This is a genomic window from Dapis brunnea BLCC-M229 (genome assembly GCF_050015995.1).
Classification (GTDB): Bacteria; Cyanobacteriota; Cyanobacteriia; order Cyanobacteriales; family Microcoleaceae; genus Trichodesmium.
The window spans coordinates 1-22,824 of the sequence record NZ_JBNHEP010000316.1; the positions used below are offsets into that span (position 1 = coordinate 1).

11 protein-coding genes are annotated in these 22,824 nt (G+C 34.9%); 6 read left to right on the forward strand and 5 right to left on the reverse strand.

The annotated features are described in order from the left end of the window. Positions 1-508: 508 nt before the first annotated feature. The 3 genes from ACP6PM_RS36335 to ACP6PM_RS36345 all read right to left on the reverse strand — a co-directional run bounded on the left by ACP6PM_RS36335 (position 509) and on the right by ACP6PM_RS36345 (position 7,599). A complete protein-coding gene (locus tag ACP6PM_RS36335) occupies positions 509-1,900 on the reverse strand; it encodes a DUF1822 family protein (RefSeq protein ID WP_426591752.1) in 1,392 nt (463 codons plus the stop codon). Positions 1,901-1,982: 82 nt separating this feature from the next. Continuing rightward, positions 1,983-3,395: a hypothetical protein gene (locus tag ACP6PM_RS36340; RefSeq protein WP_426591753.1), complete on the reverse strand. Its 1,413-nt coding sequence runs from the start codon at positions 3,393-3,395 to the stop codon at positions 1,983-1,985. 1,330 nt (positions 3,396-4,725) lie between these two features. After that, on the reverse strand, positions 4,726-7,599 hold the full coding sequence (locus tag ACP6PM_RS36345) for a CHAT domain-containing protein (protein WP_426591754.1): 2,874 nt from the start codon (positions 7,597-7,599) through the stop codon (positions 4,726-4,728). A 1,844-nt stretch (positions 7,600-9,443) separates the two neighbouring features. On the opposite strand from ACP6PM_RS36345, the gene ACP6PM_RS36350 reads away from it, so the two are divergent. The 3 genes from ACP6PM_RS36350 to ACP6PM_RS36360 all read left to right on the forward strand — a co-directional run bounded on the left by ACP6PM_RS36350 (position 9,444) and on the right by ACP6PM_RS36360 (position 13,507). Beyond that, positions 9,444-10,649, forward strand: a complete 1,206-nt coding sequence (locus ACP6PM_RS36350; RefSeq protein WP_426591755.1) for a response regulator — start codon at positions 9,444-9,446, stop codon at positions 10,647-10,649. 415 nt (positions 10,650-11,064) lie between these two features. Beyond that, positions 11,065-11,601: a hypothetical protein gene (locus tag ACP6PM_RS36355; RefSeq protein WP_426591756.1), complete on the forward strand. Its 537-nt coding sequence runs from the start codon at positions 11,065-11,067 to the stop codon at positions 11,599-11,601. Positions 11,602-12,451: 850 nt separating this feature from the next. Continuing rightward, entirely contained in the window at positions 12,452-13,507 is a 1,056-nt protein-coding gene (locus tag ACP6PM_RS36360) for a DMT family transporter (RefSeq protein WP_426591757.1), read from the forward strand. A gap of 1,266 nt (positions 13,508-14,773) precedes the next feature. Here the strand turns inward: ACP6PM_RS36360 and ispD are convergent. Then, positions 14,774-15,460, reverse strand: coding sequence for a 2-C-methyl-D-erythritol 4-phosphate cytidylyltransferase (ispD, locus tag ACP6PM_RS36365; protein ID WP_426591758.1), 687 nt, complete (start codon positions 15,458-15,460; stop codon positions 14,774-14,776). 88 nt (positions 15,461-15,548) lie between these two features. Between ispD and ACP6PM_RS36370 the strand changes: the two genes are divergently transcribed. Next, positions 15,549-16,514, forward strand: coding sequence for a glycosyltransferase family 9 protein (locus tag ACP6PM_RS36370; RefSeq protein ID WP_426591759.1), 966 nt, complete (start codon positions 15,549-15,551; stop codon positions 16,512-16,514). 508 nt (positions 16,515-17,022) lie between these two features. Here the strand turns inward: ACP6PM_RS36370 and ACP6PM_RS36375 are convergent. Then, the gene (locus ACP6PM_RS36375) at positions 17,023-17,502 is read right to left on the reverse strand and encodes a CRR6 family NdhI maturation factor (protein WP_426591762.1); all 480 of its coding nucleotides are present in this window, start codon (positions 17,500-17,502) and stop codon (positions 17,023-17,025) included. A 788-nt stretch (positions 17,503-18,290) separates the two neighbouring features. Here ACP6PM_RS36375 and ACP6PM_RS36380 point away from each other — a divergent pair. Beyond that, on the forward strand, positions 18,291-20,468 hold the full coding sequence (locus tag ACP6PM_RS36380; RefSeq protein WP_426591760.1) for a hypothetical protein: 2,178 nt from the start codon (positions 18,291-18,293) through the stop codon (positions 20,466-20,468). Between the two features lie 104 nt (positions 20,469-20,572). After that, the gene (locus tag ACP6PM_RS36385) at positions 20,573-22,522 is read left to right on the forward strand and encodes a DUF3685 domain-containing protein (protein ID WP_426591761.1); all 1,950 of its coding nucleotides are present in this window, start codon (positions 20,573-20,575) and stop codon (positions 22,520-22,522) included. Positions 22,523-22,824: the final 302 nt, after the last annotated feature.

Below are 22,824 nucleotides of genomic sequence, written 5' to 3' on the forward strand. Positions count from 1 at the left end.
CTCCTGCAAGGAGAGGGGAGAAATACTCCCCCAACGCTAGTAGGGAAGGGGGTTAGGAGGTTAGGTTTTTTAGCTCACATTTTCAAGCTTGACGCGTCACTAGGGTGAGTAGGGGTTTGCTCACCAAACCCTTACTAAATGAGTCTGAAGTCAATTTAGTCAATCCCCTTCTTTTTAAGAAGGGGTAATTGTCAATTGTTAATTGTTGAACTAATTCCCTTTTTTAGATTTATATCATGTCCGCTGAATTAGTGATAAAAAACTTTCTCCTCCTTCTCCTCCTGATATATTCTTTTTTCCATCACTTATCCCTCCTGACTCCTGACTCCTGACTCCTCTATAATTATTTATAACTGGTAAAGATTAAAATATCGGATTTCTCAAGTTAGCCAAGTACAATTGTTTTTCTTCTGCTATTTTTCCTATTCCCTATTCCCTAATTACCAGATTTTTTTTCACAACGCAAATCATACTTTTATAGACATAAATAACTAAATATTTGCTTACCCTAATACTTAGGATTAAATCCAAAAGGTGGTAAACTTTCTTGAATTTCTGGTGTTAAAAAAACCGTAGTAATAAACTTCTCATCCCAACCTCCCACAACATTAGCAAATAAGTAAAAATCATCCTCATCGGAATTTAATTTTTGTTCAACTAAAATTCCTGTTGTATCGCTAACCCGTAATTTTATCCCCTCTGGTAAACTCATTCCTATAGGTGCACTTAAGACCAACAATAACATCCATTCTGGTATTGAATCTGAAACTAAAGACCAGGTTAAAGCATACAATCTTAAAGGGATTCCACCTAATAATAAATCCTGATAAGCACCCCTAGCATAAGGAGGAATATCCGTGCCATTTTGTGGTAGCTCTCTGATAATCGCTTGAATTTCTTCTGTGGGAGAATATGTTCCTCTCATGGGAGATAATTCTGGTAATTCTGGTAATAAAACCCAGGATAATTGATTGGCAAAATTATCTAATTCGTTTCTTAGCCACCGCCCTACATTAATTGTTGGTTCAGTTAAAATATTAAGTAAATCTGGCAAGTATTCTTTCAGATAATTTAGTGAATTTTCTTGACTTTCAGCAACTTCTAGTAAATTCTCTGGGATATTTTCTGACTCTATCGATATTTGCCATTGCCAATCATATATCCATTTTAATAAGTCAGAATTAGTGAGGAGAGTTTTGCCTTGTTCCCAGTCGATTAATTCCCATAAATTTTGTGTGGATAACTGAGGCAATAGTTTTTTTAGTTCAGGTTTAGCTGCGGCTAAATTTTCTGAATTTTTTTGTATCTCTGGCAAGGTGATTTCTGATAAATCTAAACAACGAAAATAAAGTAATAAATTATCGATTTCTGTATCAAAGCAACTCAAGGGAATTTGATAATTCCACTCCTCATCAGGGAGTAGATTAACCTGTGTTTTATGGTGGATTAAATCTGCATAAGAAATAAAACCATAAATCGCTACTTTTTCTAGTTCTTCTTGTACTTCCATCACTACATATAAATGATGATTGAATTCTGGTAAGTCTAGGACTGCTCTAGGTATACTAATTTCGTCATCTATAAAACTACCTGTAGTAATTAAGCAGACTTGAAACTGATTAACATTAAGATGACAAACTGCGGAAATTGAGTTAGAGATAATTGGATTAAAAATAGAAGAATTGTCTGAACTAATCGTTAAATCTGTGCCTCTTTGTTCTAGCCATTCTTCAAATCCAAATAATGCCAAAGAATTCAAGTATGTTTGCCATTGTCTCGATTCATTAGGGATTTGATTGCTGATTTGAATAGCTTGGTCAATTTTGTCTAATGATAGATGTATAGATTCTGTAGAAATAGGCTGAAAATCTAGGAGATATTCTAAGGTATTAGTTAACATTTTAATTTTTCCTCTATACTCAGTTTTTTTGATGATTTCCTGTCCTTAAGGATGGGGTTGAAATAGTTATCGTACCTAGTCCTTAAGGGCGGGGTTTTATTGAATCTAAATAGCTACAAACTCTTTTAGCAAATAAGCTTTCTGTATAATGATGACTAGATGTATAACCTTCTGCTTGTGCTTCTTGAAATACTTGATTAACTTGTTCATCTAGGGCGATTTCTATTTGTTTATCTAGAGTTTTTAAGCTTTGGGGATTTGTGTAATCTTTAGCAAGTTCTAAGATACGATGGCGCAAACTAATTAACAATTGTTGCCGAATATCAGCTCGAAATGATTTTAATTTCAGTAGGCGAGTCACTTGATATTGCGCTTTTAATCCCACATATTTAGCAATTTCTGTCATGGATTTTCCCTGACAATGATATAGATGTAATGCTTGGATAAATTGTTCGGCTTTTGGCGATTTTTTGCCCTTCAGTAACTCGATCCAAACATTTGTTACTTCAGCTATAGCGGCATCTAAACTCTGAACAAATTGTTGTCTATAGTTAGTCAAAAATTCATTCTCTTCATCTATAGTATCTGTCTCTTGAGAGACGGAAATTTTATTAGCTAAAGATTGATTTTTAGAAGTATCTAATGGGATTGTAGGTAGAGAACCACTTCTCACATAAATTCGGTACTCTCGTAATTGAGAAGCCAGATTTTGTAGTTTAGTCATCAACACCTTTGGAGAAATATTTTTACCAGTTTTATTTTCTATTAATTGAGCAATTTGTTCTAATTGTTCCGTAGTTGGTGGCAAACATTTTTTCCCCGAGCTTGACAAACGTTGTTGACGACGTTGCACCCGATAAATAGCGTGATAACTTGACAAAATATTTAGGCTTTCTTGAGTTTCAAGAGGAGTAAAATTATAAAAGCTTGAGAAAATTTTCTCTAGTTGTTTAGGAGGTGTATCATTCAGCAGTGCCCAATCACTAATTAAATAAACCCCACATTCTAGTAAGAAACTATTTAGCTCAGAATGCTGTTTCACTTTTCTAATTATCCAGGTAGCTAAACTACCTTGATTTTGGTCAAAACTTTGGAGAATTTCTTGAGCAAAAGATGGAGCAGAAGTTTGTTTTCTTTTGTTAGAGATTCTGCCATCATCAGTCAAAACGTAAGGGAATAAATCCTGGCTCTTAAAGCCATAATTTTTACCAAAATTAGCAGCTAATTGTTGACAAACTCCTTCAATTTGCCAGGATATAAAACAGAGTAAACAGCGTTCTGCTAATAAATAATTTATCTCTAGATTGGTATCTGAATTATCTCCCATCCATTCTAAAAGTTGGCCCTGAATTTTCAGGTCTGGAACTTCACTAACTGTTAAATATTCTGGAAAATTTGAGGTAAAAAATTCTTTAGCCTCCGCAATTTCCAGGATTTGACGAGAACCAGAACTGTTAATTTTAATATGTCTCCAGTATTTAGATATAGTACCCATAAAGAATAAATCAGCTCAATAAACAATAGTCATGGTTAATTGTTAATTGTATGATAATTTTTCTCCCTCAAAAGTTGGGTTTAATGCTGGGCTATTATCCCTTTGATTTACATATATTTATATCTTCCTGGAGGTTATGCAATATTAAATAAAACAAAAGTCAAAAAATAACAGACAAAAAGCGAAAGCCAGAAAAAAATGATAGAGATAGCTGTCTAATAGACATCTCCGGAAAAGAGGGAACACTTAACACTTAACTGGGAACACTTAACCCACCCCTAACCCCTCCCAGGAGGGGAGTAATTGATAATTTCTGGATGAGAATTGATGTGATTTTTAATTTTCACGCCTATGTCTAATATTAAGGTATTTAATATTTGCTAAGTTCCTATGCAAAATTAATTACATATCCTGTAGACTTCCTGTTCCCTGTTCCCTATCTCAACTAGGAAATTCCTAAAAGCACAACTAATTACTAAAGATTGATAGGGTGATGGGAGGATGGGGGGATGGGGGGATAGGGTGATGGGGTGATTCGTATATTTGCAGAATTTTTTGTATTTCATATAAATTGACATCCTCCCGACGTTGCACTTGCGTGACAACGCGGGATTCCCATCCAATAAATTGGATAGGTTCTTTTGGTAAAAGTAAGGAAGAAGAAGGGTGCATCTCAATTTTTAAGAAAGCCAAAAATTTATCGCTTTTAGGGAACGGGGAACAGGGAAAAGAAAAAAAGTATTTTTGCAAATATTGAGATACACCCAAGAAGTAATACCATTTCTCAAAAACTTTTCTACATTTTATTGCTAGGGGGGGTAAGGGAGCAGAAGGGTATGTTTTTTACATGTGTGGGGAGGGTTGGAAGTGTGGGGAGAGGGAGAAGTTTTTAGCTTTTTTTCGCATAAAAAAGCACATTTTTCTTGATATTTTATACTGGATAAAAGTGATTACTCACCCCTTTATTAAAAACATACCCCTGTGAGGGGTAAGGGAGTGGGGGAGGATTCATTAATGGATAATGGATAATGGATAATGGATAATTACCTCTGGTTAAAACCAAGAGGATTGACCCTTCAGGAAAATTTTTTCTTGTTTCTCCTTTAAAGGAGAGGCTTTATACCTTAATTATTCAGTAAAAATAAGAATAATTAATATTAACTGGCTAGTAATTATCAAAAAAGTTCCATCCAATTTTATTGAGGGGCAATCATGTTTGTGTTTTTCGTTGTCGCCGACATGAAAGGTTGTAGGACATGAAAAACGTTTCGACTGTTGGCGACATTAATGTGGAGTATTCCGTAGAAAATTACCCTTAACGAATTATCTTTTAAAATCCATTTCTCATTAATATAAATGATGCCCAATAGTAAGGATTATTCCCTTCTTTATCCTTCCCAGTAATCATATTTATTTGAGCTGCGCGTAATGCTTCTGCTTTACTTTTTCCTTCTTGCAAAACTGTGTAAAAAGTATTCATTAATTCGTCGGAATCATCATTAACTCGCCACAAAGAAGCTATTATTGTTTCTGCTCCAGCATTTTGCATTTGATAACCCAAACCAACTATTTCTTCCCCATTACCCATCTGCCCACTAATATTAGTTTCGGAAGCACTTAATACTACCAAATCTATTTCAAATGACCAATTTTCCATATCGCGCAGAGTCAGGCGCTCGCCATCTCCAAATAATATAAAAGAGTCTTCTGGTTTGCCATTTCCTTCTTGTTCTGTTAACAATACAACGGGGGTATCTAAATGCAAAATATTGTAGTCATTAAAATTATTGATTGTTGTTTGTGAACTAAATTCGCTGTTGACTAGCTTTCGAGTTCCCGGAATTATTTCTGCTAAATTTTCAACTAATTCTCCTGTTGTTAGTCTTAAGTTAACTTGGCGAGTTCCTATCTGGACTTGATATTTACCTTCGGTTAAAGCTGCTGCTAATACACGAGGTTGATTTTTGGATTGAGTCTCAAAATTTGTCAGACTAGCTGCAATAATATTATTTACACTAAAACGTTCTACTAACCATTTTTCTCCGTCATAAAGTGCTGTTAAAGGAAGATAACGAAGTTGATTATCTGGCGCATAAATAATTGTATTGATATTGGCTTTAGTTAATTCATCTTCTATTGGTTTTATTAACCAACCATAGAGTTTTTCGGCAGAAGTTTTAACGTCTCCGATGGGATTAGAAATTGTCAGGCGGAACTCAGCGATCGCTTCATTAATTTCTTCTGGTTTTACTGATACGGTTTTGTGTATTGCTTCCCCTTCTGCTGTGATTAATACCAATTCTAATTTTTCTGACAAAATCAAGGGATAAAATAGAACTGTTCCGGGCAACTTTTTCAATTTTTCTTGTAGACTATTGAACTGTGATAAATTAGGTTTGAGATTATTTTTATCTATCTCCAGATTTAAAATATTTTTTGTATCTTCAGCCAGAATTTTTTCTTCGGCAGCTAGTAATTTAACTCCGGTTGCTGTTATTTGATTACCTGTCACATTGCCGAGATAATTATCTAATTCTTGAATTTTTAGCAAATCTAAAACTTGTTGAGCTTCAAAAATACGTTCTTGTTGTAATAGTAAATCTGCTAAATTCCGATAAACTGTTTCAGGATTTTCTAATAGACTTTTCTGACTTTCCTGACTGCGCATAGTCTCATGGATGTTAACAGCTTGTTTGTAAAAAACTACTGCTAACTCTGGTTTTTCTTGGGCGACTAATATTGTGCCTAACTGTCCATAAATTCTACCTGCTTTGGCAGTTTTTTCATTCTCTTTATATATGGCTAATGCTTGCTCTAAATTTTCTAAAGCTTGAGGATATTGTTTCAGTTCAAATAAAGCATCTCCTATTCCTTGATAAGCTATAGCTACAGCATTTTTATCATCTTTGTCCGGTAAATTATCTAAAGCAAGTTTGTGATAATTTAGAGCAATAGAATAATCGCCAGAACTATAATAAGCTTCTCCCAAAGCATTCATATTGGCAGCAATAACCGATTTTTCTCCTACCTTCTTATTAATAGGTAAAGATTTTAGTAAAATTTGTTTAGCTTTCTGGTTTTCTCCTAAGCGGTTATAAACTTTTCCCAAACCAATCATAGCTTCACCTTCAGCAGCGCGGTCTTCCTCTTCTTTCTCATAAAATGCTAAAGCTGCTTCATAAATTGATTTTGCTTTGGCATTTTCTCCTATTTCATAATAAGCATCACCCAAATAACTTAAAGCTTCTAATTGCCCAGTTTTATCCTCGGCGACCTTAGCAGCTTCCAACCCTTTTTCATAAGCCGCTAATGCTTCACTTTCCTCTCCTTCTTTTTGATAAAGTGCCCCAATAAAACCATAAATTCGCCCTACACTTCTTTGGTCGCCCACACTTTCTAACATAACAACCGCTTGCTGAAAATACTTGATAGCTTCAGAATTTTCATCCTTTTCTCGATAGACAAAACCAATATTATTTAATAACCTCCCAACTCCAGCACTATCATTAATTTCTCGACGCACAGTCAAAGCTTTTTGATATGTTTCCAAAGCTTTGTCATAATTCCCTTGATTAAAATAGACTACTCCCATATTATTGAGCGTTCGACCAAGGTCACGGCGATCGTCTACTTCTTCCCGAATAGTAAGTGCTTCTTGGTAAAATTTCAGTGCTTGGTCAAGTTGCCTCTGACTTGCTTTAACCGCACCAATATTATGTAACGACTCTCCCTCATTTTGCCGATCGCTAATAGCTTCAGAAATATCTAAAGCTTCTTGATGTAAATTTAAAGCTTGGGAAAACTCCCGCTGTCGCTGATAAACAAAACCAATTAAATTTAGAGTTTCTCCCACACCCGAGCGATCGTTTATCTGTCGGCGAATAGTTAAAGCTTTCTGCAAAACATCCAAAGCTTTTGAATATTCCCTTTGGTTAATATAGACATCCCCAATATTGTTAAGAGTTTGAGCAATTCCCCCTTGGTCTCCTAATTCCTTACGAATTGTCAAAACTTGTTCATAGGTTTCTAAAGCTTCATCAAATGTTCCTCTGCGAAATTGTTCCACACCTGTTTCAAACAATTTATCTGCCTTGGTCTTAGGGGCAGAAGATTCTGGAGAATTTTCCACCTCTGGGGCAGGAGTCTGGGCCAATACATTGGGGATAATTATAATTCTGGGTATGGCCGAAATAGTAATCGCCATAACAGTCAAATAGCTAAAGTAAAAACAGGAATTTTTCACTGTGGAAGACCTCCTCATTCAATACAAGTTTTGGGTTTGAGATAAAACAGTTATTTAGGGTTTGCTGATTAAATCTGAAAGTATTGACAGATAAAGATTTGAGTTATTTTATGTCCGGCAAAAGTGGGAGCTTTTCGGTTGAAGCGAGCTGAAAAAGTGAGCATTTTGGGGTAACGCAAGGCAGAAAAATCACTCTTACTATTGTTTCGAGCACCTTCTCTATAACTCCTATTTCTCCTGACTCTTTACCGAATAATTAAGCTTGAAAGCCTCTCCTTTAAAGGAGAAACAAGAAAAAATTTTCATGATTAGTCAATCCTCTGCTTTTCAAGCAGAGGTAATAATTAATTATTAATTATTAATTATTAATTGTTGAATACTCCCTACTCCCTACCTCAACAAAAAGACTTTCCATACGCAAACCCTATTTTAAAGACTATAGATTTTGGCCATTTAATCTTATCCTTACTATGCTCAGATTTTTTTGGAACCGTAGTAGCACCTCTAGCTTTATTTTGTCGGAAAGTTTGAGGGAATATAGACTTCTCCCCTATAGCAGAAGTCAGAAGTTATAAGTTATAGGGCGCAAAGTTAAATTCTTGCTGTAACTAAATTTGAGACGAGCGAGAATCTCCGGGATGATTTTTCGAGCCCATAGTTGGGAAATATCCCCATCACCCCATCACCCCACCACCCTATCACCCCATCTCCCTATCACCCCATCTCCCTATTACCCCATCTCCCTATCACCCCATCTCCGAATCTCCCTATCTCCCTATCTCCCCATCAGAAAAGGGTCTTAGGAGTTCCTTATAAGGGATAGCTTTCAAAGGAGGAGTTAGGTTTTTTTACTCACAATTGAACCTAAAACCTAAAACCTTTTTTAATAGTCTAAGATTTGATACTCTCAACAGGTATTTTTTACTATTTTGCTTTTTTCAAATTTCTCAAGTTTACCCTGTGGCCAAGTGAATTGATTTCAGTTAAGTAGAACTTATGGTAAAGTTAATTTATATAGTTCTAAAATTATTTTATTCATATTGTTTAACATTCATTTTTTTCAATGTAAAACAGGAAACAGGGAATTATATAGATAATTATAGATAGATGAAATGATTGATTGACTTATCTTTTTAAATGCTTGAACTTTCCTTGTAAAAATAATTCTGATATTGTTTTCTGAGCCAGAGAATTTATTGGCAAAAAATGGGTTTTTATCTTACTTTAAATATCTTGCCCTTCAGAACGGTTTTGAAAATAAAGTAAGTGTTTAGGCAAAATTAATTACTATTATTTATTCCCTGTAATTTCTACAGAATCAGCTTTTTAGCTTCAGAGTATGTGTAATTAATTTTGCATGACTACTTAGAGCAAGCTAAAAAAAAGATGTTGCTTGGATATTTAGCCACAAAATGCCTCAAAATAATGATATATCTGACTTTTGAGCTAATTTACAATTTGATATATATAGCAATCCTAAATGATTTGTGAAAATTTTTAGAATAGTTAATATTAACGAAAAACCTTGAAAATTATGACTCAGTCCTCCTGAATCCTGACTCCTAATACCAATTCACTTTAAAGATGTCACAAATTTTTTCGCCTATCCAATCTAACTTCAGAATTCAGAATTCTGTGAAATGGTATAACTACCACCAAAATATTACAACTGAAATAGAATTGCTATAACATACAAAATTTACCATGCCCTACTTAAATGCCAAAATAACCATAAATATTATTTGTTTAGTTTTAAATTTTATTTCCTCCAATTCTTGATTCTGTATGCAATTGATATAAACACAATGAACACTAATAAAAATAGCAATAATAAACTTTTTAACTTACTCCTCAATGAGCTACCAAATCAATTTACAGGGAAGTTAGAAATAAAAAGTAATCGCCACAGTTGGACAGTATTTTTCTGTATAAGTCGTCTAGTTTGGGCTATAGGCGGTGCACATTATAATCGGCGATTTCACAAAATATGGCATCAATTTTGTTCTAATATTTCTCTAGACAAAATTAAGTTCCGAGAAGGAGATTATGCTATTTGTTATTACTATCATATTATGTCTGTTTTATCGAGACGAAAATCATTAACTCCCCCTCAAACAAAAGCAGTAGTATTGGCAAATTTAAAAGAAGTTTTATTTGATATTCTACAGGAACAATTGCAACAAGAATTAACCTATAATTTATCTGATGCAGGATTAGACAAATCTTTAATCCTCATGTCTACAGTGATTCCAGCAGAAACTATTTTTCCCTCTATTCATAAGTTATGGCTGGAGTGGGAAAAATCTAATTTAGCTCCATATTCTCCTAACCTAGTTCCTGTAATCACAAATGCTAAACAGTTACAAAAAGTAGCAAAAAATAACTCTTATAATACAATTACGAAGTTAGTTGATGGCAAACACTCACTTCGAGAAACTGCTGCTTTAGTGAACAAAGATTTGCGCCAGTTAACTTTATTTTTAATCCCTTATATTAGGAATAAATTAATTGAGTTACAGGAAGTTCCAGATAAAAAACGTTTAGAAGGAAGTCCTGGATTAGAGCCAGATGTTGATACAGTACCATCTCCTACTAAATCTCAACCATTGATTGCTTGTGTAGATGATAGTAAAGAGATGTGTTATCTATTAGAGAAAATTATGAATAAGGGGGGTTATAGATTTCTTGGAATTCAAGATTCTATTAAAGCATTAGTCATGATTATTGAAGCTAAACCAGATCTAATTTTCTTAGATTTAATGATGCCAATTGCTAATGGTTATGAAATTTGTACTCAACTCCGACGAGTGCCTATGTTTGAGAATACACCAATAGTTATATTAACTGGAAATGATGGAGTTGTAGATAGAGTTCGAGCAAAAATGGTGGGAGCTACAGGGTATTTGACTAAACCTATTGAACCGAAAAAAGTTCTAGCTTTAGTCAAGCGATATTTACAAAATCCTCCATCTCCTGATGCTGAAATTAAATCTGATTCATCAGATTTATAATTGAGTTAGAGAATAGAGGAAGATGGGGAGATGGGGAGATGGGGAAATGGGGAGATGGGGAGATGGGGAGATGGGGAAATGGGGAAATGGGGGGATTGGGAGTAAAATTACGGAAAATCCTAATTTTTCAATACATTTACTTTTCCGAAATATTGATTCAATGACAATTATATAACTTATCTCTTTTGTCAAGAAAGATGTTTATAAAGCATAGCTTTTAAAAATGAGGTTTAAATGAATATAGACTTTAACGACTTTTATCGTAATATTATGTGCGGTTGAATACTTACATACACTTTGGAGGAAGGAAGGCAGAAGGGAAAGAAATCTTCAAAGGGAGAAGGTTTTTTTATCACTGATTATTCGGATAAATTAAAGCTAGAATAAATGCTCAAATCTATGAACAAATAATTTGATGCTGAGAGAATTTATTGTATACGCTTGTCCAGTCGGTCAACTTAACAATCAACTAGAGAAATATTTCACTACCACTTGTGCAGAATGTGGTGAAAATGCTGCTCATAAATATATGCCTCACTGTACCTTGACAGGTTTTTTTCAGGATGAATTAACTGCCATTCCAATTTATCTTCAAGCTTTAGACAATGCCTTGAAAAATTCTTTAACAACGCGCCCAAGTCAACCCATTATTGTTGTAGATATGGAGTTAAAAGCAGATTTTCATTATCTCAGAATAGAATCAATTTGGATAGAAAAACTTATTGCTAACTTTGCCAATACTGCTAGCTCACCAACTCGTACTAATCAGTTACGCCTCAAAAATAACTTACATCTCAGTTTAGCCTACAAATTTCCATTAGAACAACAACAAATTCTCGCCAAAATAGCAAAAAAAATTATCAATCCTCAAGCAGAAGTATCATGGGAATTACGATTTTATGAACGTCATCCCAATAACTCTTGGACTTGTCATCAATCTTGGCAACTTTGAGTAGGAAGTGAACAGAGATGACACAAATATTATTGCTTAAATAAATAGTATTAAACGATTTTTATACCAGTTGAAAAAATAATGCTATATTAAATTTTTTTATTTTTATTAGGTAGGGGAGTTGTCTGATTAGCAACCTACTTGTATTTCAATTTTGAAATTATATAGGAATGAGGATTTATTAACTTCTAGATTTCCTGCACAGAAGTATTTCAGTGCAATACTCTTAGATAAAAACTTTGGATATTATTTAATTCTCATTCCATATCGGTTGAGACGCTTACTTGGAAGACAAGAGGGAAAGTAGATAAGCAAGAAAATTAGGTAATTAATTTTGCCTAGGCGCTTATAGCGGTTTTCACTCATATTGACTACAAAACTTTTGTTTATGAATGTAGAATCAATGAATGTAGAATTCAGAATTATTAAATTAAGGAATTATAGCAGTTTTCCAAAATGTTGACGCCAAAACTTCTCCCCTCTCTGTGGCTTCAGCATAAGTACCTTCAAGCCAAAATCTCTGTACTCTATATTAATGAAAACTGCTATCATAGTTTTCTAGATAATTTTACTGTAACTATATTTTTTTAATTTGTAATAATCTGATTTTTATATATAACAATTCCCATACTAATAAGGTAAAAAATTATAGGTTTTAGGGAACACTTAACTGGGAATAGGGAAAAGCAAATAGAATATAAATAAAGATAAAAGATAGGTTACCTCATTAGCCTGGGAAACGCTATAAATCCCTACTAATTGTAGAATTTAGTAATTAGTCTTAAGATAGTAATTAACAAATACTAACAACAAATTTTTTCTTAATCATCTTCCTTACTTCTTCCTTCTAATGAACCAAATAATCACAAATATTTCTCACCTTTCACAAAAAATTCCCGGACAAATTTACCTATTATTAGCAATCATTATATTCGGCGCGTCCAACTCTATTACAAAACAATTAACCGAAATTGGTGCAGCAAAATTTCCTGGGGAAAATCCCATTTCTTTTTGTAATGTATTATTTGTCGGAAATATCTGCGCATTATTAATTTTAATTATTATCTACAGAAAACAGTTAAACCTCCATCAACTCAAACAATTTTCTAACCAAGATTGGGCGACTATGTTAACAGTTGCATTTCTCTCTGGAGCTTTCTCTCCTGCAGCTTCATTTGAAGCACTTTCCCGCACAATGGTTAACAATGTTATCTTAATCGGACGTATTGAACCTCCCTTAACTTTAGCATTAGCTATTTGGTTATTAGGAGAAAAAGTTAATAAATGGAAAATTACAGGAGCAATTATTTCCTTTGCCGGAGTTATTTTGATTATAGTTTTACAAAATTTTGGAGATAATTCAGCTACAGCTTCTTCTACTAAAATGATAGCTATCAATTCCGGAGAAATTTTAGCAGCAATAGCAGCGATCGCTACGGCAATTTCTAATACTATTAGCAAAGCACGTCTGCACCGAATTCCAGTAGGATTTTTTAATATTGTGCGTAATGGGTTTGGAGGATTTATCTTCTTTTTTGCAGCAATATATTTTTATGGTAGTAGTCATTTTATGGAGCTATTATCCCCTTTTTTATGGCAATGGATGTTAGTTTATAGTGCAGTTATTGTAGTAGTTGGTCAAATTCTTTGGCTAAAAGGATTAAGTAAAACCAGCAGTTCCGATGCTTCTATTGCTAGTGCATTTAATCCTGTTGCTGGAGTTATAGCAGCTTATTTAATTTTAGGAGAAATACCTACTATTGCTCACTATATTGGGGGAGGTATTATTTTAGTTGGAATTATATTAAGTCAAGTAGGAAATAACCAGAAAATTTCTAGTAATCAAATTCCCGAAAAAATTCATCCTCAACAAAGAGAAACAGGTTTAGGATTCAAAGGTTTTTAACTGCTTGTATTTGGCAAATCCAGTAATTAAGCATAGGGAAAATTCTAGATTTTCCACCCCATTCTTAAGGGCGACTTCTTAATTAAGAATTTCTATTATCAATGTACTTCCTTTACCTATCTCAGAATTACAGAGTAATTTTTTATGCTCTGTATCTTCGATAATTTGCCGAAAAATATATCGACCATTACCGAAAAAGTAAGGTTTAAAGCCTCTGCTTTCAAGGAGAAAAAAATTTCCTTTGAACTAATCCTATTCTTTTTAAGAATAGGTAATGATTAATTATTAATTGTTCTATCATTTTCATAAAATATTGCTACAGTAACAGAACAGGTAAAAGGAAATACGGATCGCCGGAACCAGGAAAGATAAATAGACAAAAAATGGAGGAAAAAACTTTAATTTTGACAATGAATGCAAGCCATCAAGTATTAAACTGTAGGAATAAATTACAGATTAGAATGTAACAGCCTTTTTTGAATTTGGTATTAATTATTGAACCGTACCTTTTCCAACTAAAGAAGTTGTGAATAAGTAATCAAATGCTCGTTATAAATTTTATGGCAACATTCCAATTCCATCGCTTCAGTCGTAATTTTAATTAATTTTTTTTTTGATAAATATCCTGAAAAAAAAGTCCTTGATTACTTTTTTCCAAAGCATCAATTGCGTTAGCAAGTAGATTCATAAATACTTGATTAAGTTTACCGGGATAGCATTCTATAGTAGGGATTTTAGGCTCTTATTTAATGATTTTTATTTCAGGTCTATCTCAATTTTCTTTCAGTCGATCCTTGAGAAATAAACTTAAGATATTTAGATGAAAGTGGATTTTCGCCATCAGCCAGAGATTCCTTAAGGATGGCCATAAAAATCAGAAAGGATAACTCTGAATAGTTGTCAAAGTCAAAGAATTAATGTTCTGGGATTAATGGGATGTAAAAACGAATTAAATTACGCAATACATCAGGGAATAATAAATAGTGAAATTGTGATTAATTTTTTAGATAAAGAAGAGTGAACGTTTAACTAAACGTACTGTAGTAGTGATGAACCAAGCACCAATCCATACAAGGGATAAAATGATCGAAAAATTAGAAGAGTGAAAAGGGAAAAACTTCGAGATTAATCTGGGATACCCTGTATCTATCTAATTATTATTGACAATACTTTTAAGCATTACTTTGGGTGGAAAAATTACCAATCAAATCGAATTTTCCCTATTGCCTAACTTGCCTTTCTTTTAATATCCTGACTCCCTATTGCCTACTTCTTTCGAGCTTCCGCCAAAATAAATTCTGCTACTCTTAAATCCACAGGAGTTGTCACCTTTAAATTAGTCTCCTCTCCCTCAACAATTTTCACAGGTAAACCACATTTTTCAAATAGAGCAGCATCATCAGTAACTTCCCAACCTAACTGACGCCCCTTCTCATGGCACTCCTTCAACAATTTAACATCAAAACCTTGGGGTGTTTGAGCAGCCCACAAATTGCGACGATCTGGTGTATCCTCAATTAGACCAGATGGATCGACAACCTTAATAGTATCCTTAACTGGCACAGCAGCAATTAAACCAGAACACTTAAGAATCTCTTCCGCACATCTGTCCAATAATTCAGAAGTAGCCAAACACCTCGCCCCATCGTGAATTAATACCCGTTCCGCTGCCAATGGTAAAGCCTGTAAACCATTATAAACCGACTCCTGACGAGTTTCCCCTCCCTCAATTAACTCTATATGCTTATCAGTAGACAAATCCAAAATCTTTTTTTGAAAATCTGGAAAATCAACAGATTGTCCAATAATACCAATCCAAATAATATATTTAGAATTTACAGCAGCCTCAAGAGTCCAACTCAATAAAGACTTACCCAACAGACTCAACAAAAGCTTATTTCGGGAACTTCCCATGCGTCGCCCCATACCAGCAGCAGGAATCAATAAATACATTTTGTGTTAAAGCTTTCCTATAAATAATGAAATCTAGCTATATACTCTACTTAAAATTGAACTGATAATTAACTTTAATCCCTTAAACATGAGAATACTAGCCCTTGTCCCTGGCGGAATAGGCGACCAAATTTTATTCTTTCCTACTCTGGATGACCTTAAACAATCCTATCCAGAATCTCAAATTGACGTAATTGTAGAACCTCGCTCCAAAGGTGCATACCGAGTTTGCAAGTCCGTTCGAGATGTTCTAACCTACGACTTTAAAGATGCCAATAGTCTCGCCGACTGGGGCAACCTGCTAGGTATTATGCGCGATCGCGAATACGAAGCCGTAATTTCCCTGGGACAACGTTGGACAGTTGGTCTGTTGTTATGGTTAACAGGAATTCCTAAACGGGTAGGTTATGCAGGTAATGGAGCAATATTCCTATCCGATCCTATACCCCTGAAAACTGAACAATATGCGGCCCAGATGTACCATGACTTGTTGCAGGGGATGAACATTAGCACCCCTTTCAAAGGAATATCAATTAATGTCCTCAAAGCAGATATTGATGAGGCCGAAGCTGAACAGCAAAGATTAGGAGTCTCTGAGAGTGGCTATATTCTGATTCATGGTGGTTCTAGTCAAATAGCTCAGATTAAAGGTATCGATAAAATTTATCCTACCAATTACTGGCAGGAAATTATTTCAGAACTGCAACAGAAACAACCTAACTTGCCAGTAGTAATAGTCAAAGGTCCAGAAGATGCACCATGGGTCAATGAAATTAGAGAATCTTCTCCAGATGTAAAAGTAGTTACTCCTAGGGATATAGGTAAACTAGCTGCTATGATTGCTGGTGCTAATTTAATGTTATGCACTGATAGTGCGCCAATGCACTTAGCAGTTGCAGTTGGGACATATACCATTGCTCTATTTGGTCCAACGGAACCAGAAAAATTATTACCCAAGAGCGATCGGGTAATTGCAGTTAAATCTCCTACAGGGAAAATGGCGGATATTTCACCCCAGGAAGTCCTACAGAAAATTTGGGGCGGAGAGGGTTGAACAATCGAATAGGTAGGGTTTGCTGAAAAAATCAGAGTGTGGGGAGTGTAGGGAGGGGCAGCGATCAAGAAACTCCCAAAAAGATTTTTCTGCTTTTGTCTGCCCAAAATGCTAAGGTGGGCGAGCTTTTTGGAAGGAAAAGCGGGCACTTTTTTCAACCTAAAGAGGCACTGGCCTTTATTTAGCAATGTTTTAAGAGTGAATTAGCAAGCCCTAGATATAGCACTATGTCCAAATCAGAAGTCAGAGGTTATCTCTAAGTTAGTTTGAGCACTTATAAATGTCCTAAACTCTTCTTCGAGTACTATTAATAGGGAGAAATATTCTCGACTCCCTATTCTCTCTTACTAAAAAATTAGGTTAATAGCCTGCCTTTGGATAGAGGATGAAAAAAATCAAAATCTGTATTTTCTTACCTCTAGCTTCAACAGAAATAATTAATTATTTCCCCTACTCCCTAATCCCTGCTCCCTGCTCCCTGCTCCCTGCTTCCTACTCCCTACTCCCTTTAGTCTGGGATTGATACAAAAAATTCCTCTGTCAAATCATACCCCAACATTTGAGACATGGACATTAATCTAGATTGACTAGAAATATCCTGTTGATGTAACCACCGTCTCAAAACAAAAATTTTGTGCATCAGAAATATTTCTAATGCTTCTGGATTATATTGGATACCTTCAGTCCGATGAAATTGGTGGGGTACAAGCATTGCAGTATAACGAGCCAACTCCCCTTCCTTCCAGTTGAGCAAAAATGGCAGCCAAGGATAACGACTGTCCAAACGGATAAACCATAAACGCACTTCTGGAATTTCTGAAAGTTCCCTTGGATCTTGGGGGTCTTGCTGATAGTTAATGACAAAATTGAGCTGCTGTTCAGAAGAGGCGATCGCTCCTTCTTGCAGCAGTTGAGAGATTGTATTTTCAACTGGAGATAAATCCAAGTTATGGATGTGTTCAGTATTCAGGGCGATCGTAATTGTCATCCTAGCTGTAGATAATTTTGACATCCTCCCGACGGTCTGCTTGGGCGAAACCGCGGGGTTCCTAAATATCATTATTTAGTTTTCTGCTGCCTCTTGCAGAGGAGCTGGGAAAATATCTGTCAATTTTGATTAATTTACGACCATAGCATATCTGGAAGCTCTTTCAAAAGAGAGAATCATTGAATGTATTGAACCTGCTGATGGTAACTTATACAGAAATATAACTGAACCCCACTCTCATATAAACTGCTTAGATACAAGACAAATTATGGATGTTTATGTACAATTACCCTCAGATTTGCTGGAGAAAATTGAAACACAAACACCTAATTAAAATTACTGATCTGTCAATATTAGCCAGAAGAACGGTAAAAAATTAGAGATAAATAGTTTTTTTACCGAGCAGTATAACAGAATTATCTATTAAATCTAATCAGTGATACAATTAAGCATAATTTATAATAAACATCTACTATAAGTAGAGCCAAAAAAATCCCAATAGTTTTGGCTGAAAAAAATTTAACTGAATTATTTGAAAATTATCCAATAGTCAAAAAAATGACTTTCTAAAATATAGGTTAATTTGCTAGACTAAATAGTTTTGACTTGAACTAGCAAACCCTTAACCTGTAAACCTCCCTGGTCATGCTTGAGCAAAAACCCAAGTTGAAATTTTCCTTCAGAGGTATTAAAAGCATTCTAGGTGATGGAAAAGGAAAAAAAAATTAGTTCAGCAAATTATTCTCACCTGCTGAAAAATTATTACCATTAGCGGAGTAAATTTCGTTATGTCATTAGAAAATTCACAATCAAAAAACTTGGAGGCAAGTTCCCATACAACCTCTAGAAATGGAGCGAACGGCTACAGTAGTAGTTCCCTAGTACAAATAGAAGCAGTAAATACTACCCTACAAGCTTTAGAGCAAGAGGAAAAAAATAGCTCAGAAGTTGAACCAGAAGAAAATTCCCAAAAATCAATAGAAACTCAACCAAAAAAAGGCAAAAAAAATTATTGGGGATGGCAACTAATTTGGTGGAGTATTGCAGCTAGTTTTGGAATTACAGGTGGTGCAGCACTGATGTGGTTATTGGTTAACCCACCACAACCCAACTGTGAACAAATTTCTCCATTATCAGCAGATGGAAAACGACTTTATTGTGCCCACCAAGCTGCTGAGTCACGAGACCTAGAACAGTTGGAAAAAGCCTTAGCTTTAGTACAAAGTTGGCCAGAAGAACATCCCCTCTATCAACTAGGTCAACAAATGACAGGAGAATGGACTAAGTTAATTATCTCCGTTGCTTATCAAAAGATTAGAGAGGGTAATTTACAAGTAGCTCTAGAGACAGTAGCAAAAATTCCTAAAAACAGTCCAGCTTACCCCAGAGTAGAAGAGGCAGTAGCAGGTTGGAAAAAACAATGGGCAGAAGGTCAATCTCTTTACGACAAGGCTCAAGCAGCTCTCAAAGCTATGGATTGGAATAAAACCTCTGCTTACTCCATGGCTATGTCAAAATTAGATAATGTTCATTGGCACACTACTAAATATAGAGAACTATTAGAGCGCATCATCTTGGAAAAAAAGGGTTGGCAAATCTTGAAAGATGCTCGTTATTTGATATATAGAAAAACAGTAGACGAATATGGAGAAGCGATCGCTTTAGCCAAAAAAATAGACCCTAGTCTCTACATTCGAGAAAAAGCCGAACAAGATATTCAAAAGTGGGGTCGTACCTTAATTGAAATTGCTACCAAACGTATAGAAGCAAAAGACCTCAAAGGAGCAATAGCAGCTATTGAATATATTCCTTCAGAGCATAAACTGAAAAAAGAAGCTGAAGACTTAATATTACTAGGCCATTCTCAAGCAGCAACTTGGAACAAATCTGTGGGAGGGTCTCAAATTACCAATATGGTAGCTTTGATAGAAGGAAAAGCTGCAGCAGCTCAGATTACTTCAAATAGCCCATACTATCAACAAGCTCAAACTCAAATTAAGCAGCTCCAACAGCAGTTAGACAACTTAACTCATATTCAGCTAGCCAACGCGATAGCTGGTTTGGGTCAACCAGCAGCATTACAATTGGCTATTGACCAAGCTCAAATGGTTGGCCTTAAACAACCAAGGCGAATCCAAGCTCAAACCTTGATTGCTAAGTGGCGCAAAGATATTCTCAAGATACAAGACCGACCTTATGTGGCTTTAGCTAAACAATTAGCAAAGCAAGAGACTGTTGATAGTTATAATTTAGCGATTAAACAAGCTAGTTATGTTGCCTTGGAGCGTCCACTGAGAATAGAAGCTCAAACACTAATAGCTGAGTGGAATAAACGAGTACAAATTATTGAAGATTCACCATTCTTAGCAGAAGCGAGAGCTTTAGCAAAAGAAGGAAAACTTGGCAAAGCTATTGATGTTGCATATGAGATAGAAAAGGGTCGTGCTTTGTATGAGGAAGCTCAGGATGAAATTTATAAATGGAATACAGAGTTACAAATTGCCCAAGATCGGCCAATTCTTAATCAAGCTTATGGCCTAGCCAAGCAAGGTAGTCTTACTGCTGCTATTAACACAGCTTCTCAAATTGGTTATGGACGTGCTTTGTATTATGAAGCTCAAAATTCTATATCTCGTTGGGTATCTGAACGAGATGCGATATGGGCAGCACAACGAGCTGAGGAAGCTCGGAGACAACGAGAATACCAACGAGCACGAGAGCGACAATATTCGCCAGCTCCACGGAGGTCTTATTCTCCAGCTCCTAGTCGTCAATATTATTCGCCAGCTCCACGGAGCTCTTATTCTCCTGCCCCCAGTCCCCAATATTATTCACCAGCTCCACGGAGGTCTTATTCTCCTGCTCCTAGTCGCCAATATTATTCGCCAGCTCCACAGAGGTCTTATTCTCCTGCCCCAGCTCCAGCTCCAGCTCCTAGTTCAGATGCCTATCTACTTCAAGAATGATGAATCAGTTAATATTGAAGATTTAATTGAGAAATTGAGGAAATTTTGAATTTAACTTTCATTAGTTATTATATTCTTAAAATATCTCAACCAAAAACCAATTTATGAATAGTGAATCAGCATTAAAATTGGTGCTCATTGATAATGACCCTATCTTTCGGATGGGGTTAAAATTTTCCTGTGAGCAGTTTCCTGACTTAGAAATAGTATTTGAGACAGAAGTAGGGGCAGAAGCCTTAAAAAATATTCAAAATTTTATCGCAGAAGATAATAATTTTTTGGTGATTTTAGACATAGAAACTAATAATTTGCTTCCTGAAACTACAGAGGAAATTACAGTCTCTGGAATTGACTTTTGTCAACAGCTTAAAACCTCTTACCCTCAGTTACCAATATTATTATTGACATCCTTACAAGATACCTTATTATTGACATTATTACGAGACTTAGGTGTCAATGGTTATTGCGCAAAAGGAATTAGTATTTCTGAGTTAGTAATTATTATTAGACGAATAGCAAATGGTCAGTCTTATTGGGTAAATATTCCTGGGGTGGAAACTATACAAGAAAATACTGAAAAATCAGCAAATTTAGGTTTAAGAATTCAAACAAAAAATTTTTTTAATACTTTTCTTGATAACGTCTGTAAATCTGGAATAAAACAAATAGATTCTTCTCTCTCGGAAGTAACATCTCAACTCAATGAAAGAGTAAAAAATTTAGATAGAAATAATTTAAATTCTCTACTCAATGTGGCAATAACTTCTGGACAACGCCGAGAATTATTAACAGCTAGATGGATACTTAGTCACTTGTCACCTCAGTCTTTTAATGCCCAGAAGCAGCAGCAAGCAATAGATGTGAATAGAGATAATTTTGTCGATCCAAACTTGAAAAATCTGACAGAATTACAAACAAAAAAAAATATTAATTCCGTCAACAATAATGAGCAATTTGTACTGAGGATAAATTCAGAATTTGTTTCTCCGACTACCACTGAAACAATGAATTTACAAACAGCTTTATTTGAGTCAACAATAGCAAAATTAAATTCTAATTTAATTAACCTCAGTGGATTACCAATGGAAATTGATATATTGCGAGGTTCTAAGAAGCAAGAACTAATTTATATAGCTTTATGTAAATTTGAAGATATTCTCGATGAACTGCGTACTGCTTCTATTATGATGGAAGAAATTCCCAAACAAAGATATGAGATTGTGCATAATTTGTGGGAATTTACGAGCAAATTTTTTGTTGGTGAATACTATCAACTAGAAATTAGTAATGGTATAGGAATTGTCAATGCTTTTGCGGAACAAATTAAAGTAGAAGTAATGCCAGTTTTATTAAATGATGCTGATAATGTGCATAAGTTTATTCTTGATAAAATTCCTTTAGTTGAAGAGTTAATATCCTACTTATTATTTCAAGTTCCTTTGGTAGTTGATAATGTATCTTTTGCGGTAGGTACTCCTCAAGCCATGGAACGCTCTGAAGCGTTACTCCAAAATTTATTAATTTCAATTGCTAATGCTGTGATTCAGCCTTTATTAAATAATTTTGCAGATGTAGAAGAAATTAAAGAAGATTTTTATAGTCGGCAGTTATTATCAACACGAGATATTGAAAAGTTCCGTAATCGCTTATCCTGGAAATATCGCATAGAAGAATATATTGAAGAACCAAAAGAAATTTTTGAGAGTAACTTTTCCTTATTTGTATTGAATGAACGTGGCATCAAAAAAATATCTATTTATTCACCTCGTAGACATGAATTAGGAAAACTTTCAGGAATTCCATTGACAGTAACATTACTTTTAGAAACTCGTGATGCAATAGCTCCTGGTATTCGGGCAACTGTTTCTTTTATTGGCAGTGGAGTTGTGTATTTACTAACTCAAGTAATTGGGCGTGGTATAGGTTTAATTGGAAGAGGTATTATTCAGGGTGTGGGTAGTTCTTTTCAAGATGCTAAATTTGGTAGAAATAATAATATGGGAGAAGCAAAAAAAAGTCAGCAAGAAAGTAGAAGGCAGAAAGGCAGTATTTAGGATTATAAGGTAAAAAGTTAAAAGTTAAAAGTAATCTCTTACTAAGTTTCAGCTTTAAAAGGGGAAATACAACATATTCCAGATTCTTATTTATGGTACAACTGACGAGATAAATATTTTTTGCTTTGGTTCCCTATTCCTTATTCCCTACTCCCTATTCCCTATTCCCTACTCCCTATTCCCTACTCCCTATTCCCTATTCCCTATTCCCTACTCCCTATTCCCTATTCCCTATTCCCTACTCCCTACTCCCTATTCCCTATTCCCTATTCCCTATTCCCTATTCCCTATTCCCTATTCCC

Excerpts from the sequence above, each read along its gene's own strand:
- ACP6PM_RS36335 (WP_426591752.1), bottom strand. The coding sequence starts at position 1,900 with ATGTTAACTAATACCTTAGAATATCTCCTAGATTTTCAGCCTATTTCT.
- ACP6PM_RS36340 (WP_426591753.1), bottom strand. The coding sequence starts at position 3,395 with ATGGGTACTATATCTAAATACTGGAGACATATTAAAATTAACAGTTCT.
- ACP6PM_RS36345 (WP_426591754.1), bottom strand. The coding sequence starts at position 7,599 with ATGGCGATTACTATTTCGGCCATACCCAGAATTATAATTATCCCCAAT.
- ACP6PM_RS36350 (WP_426591755.1), top strand. The coding sequence starts at position 9,444 with ATGAACACTAATAAAAATAGCAATAATAAACTTTTTAACTTACTCCTC.
- ACP6PM_RS36355 (WP_426591756.1), top strand. The coding sequence starts at position 11,065 with ATGCTGAGAGAATTTATTGTATACGCTTGTCCAGTCGGTCAACTTAAC.
- ACP6PM_RS36360 (WP_426591757.1), top strand. The coding sequence starts at position 12,452 with ATGAACCAAATAATCACAAATATTTCTCACCTTTCACAAAAAATTCCC.
- ispD (WP_426591758.1), bottom strand. The coding sequence starts at position 15,460 with ATGTATTTATTGATTCCTGCTGCTGGTATGGGGCGACGCATGGGAAGT.
- ACP6PM_RS36370 (WP_426591759.1), top strand. The coding sequence starts at position 15,549 with ATGAGAATACTAGCCCTTGTCCCTGGCGGAATAGGCGACCAAATTTTA.
- ACP6PM_RS36375 (WP_426591762.1), bottom strand. The coding sequence starts at position 17,502 with ATGACAATTACGATCGCCCTGAATACTGAACACATCCATAACTTGGAT.
- ACP6PM_RS36380 (WP_426591760.1), top strand. The coding sequence starts at position 18,291 with ATGTCATTAGAAAATTCACAATCAAAAAACTTGGAGGCAAGTTCCCAT.
- ACP6PM_RS36385 (WP_426591761.1), top strand. The coding sequence starts at position 20,573 with ATGAATAGTGAATCAGCATTAAAATTGGTGCTCATTGATAATGACCCT.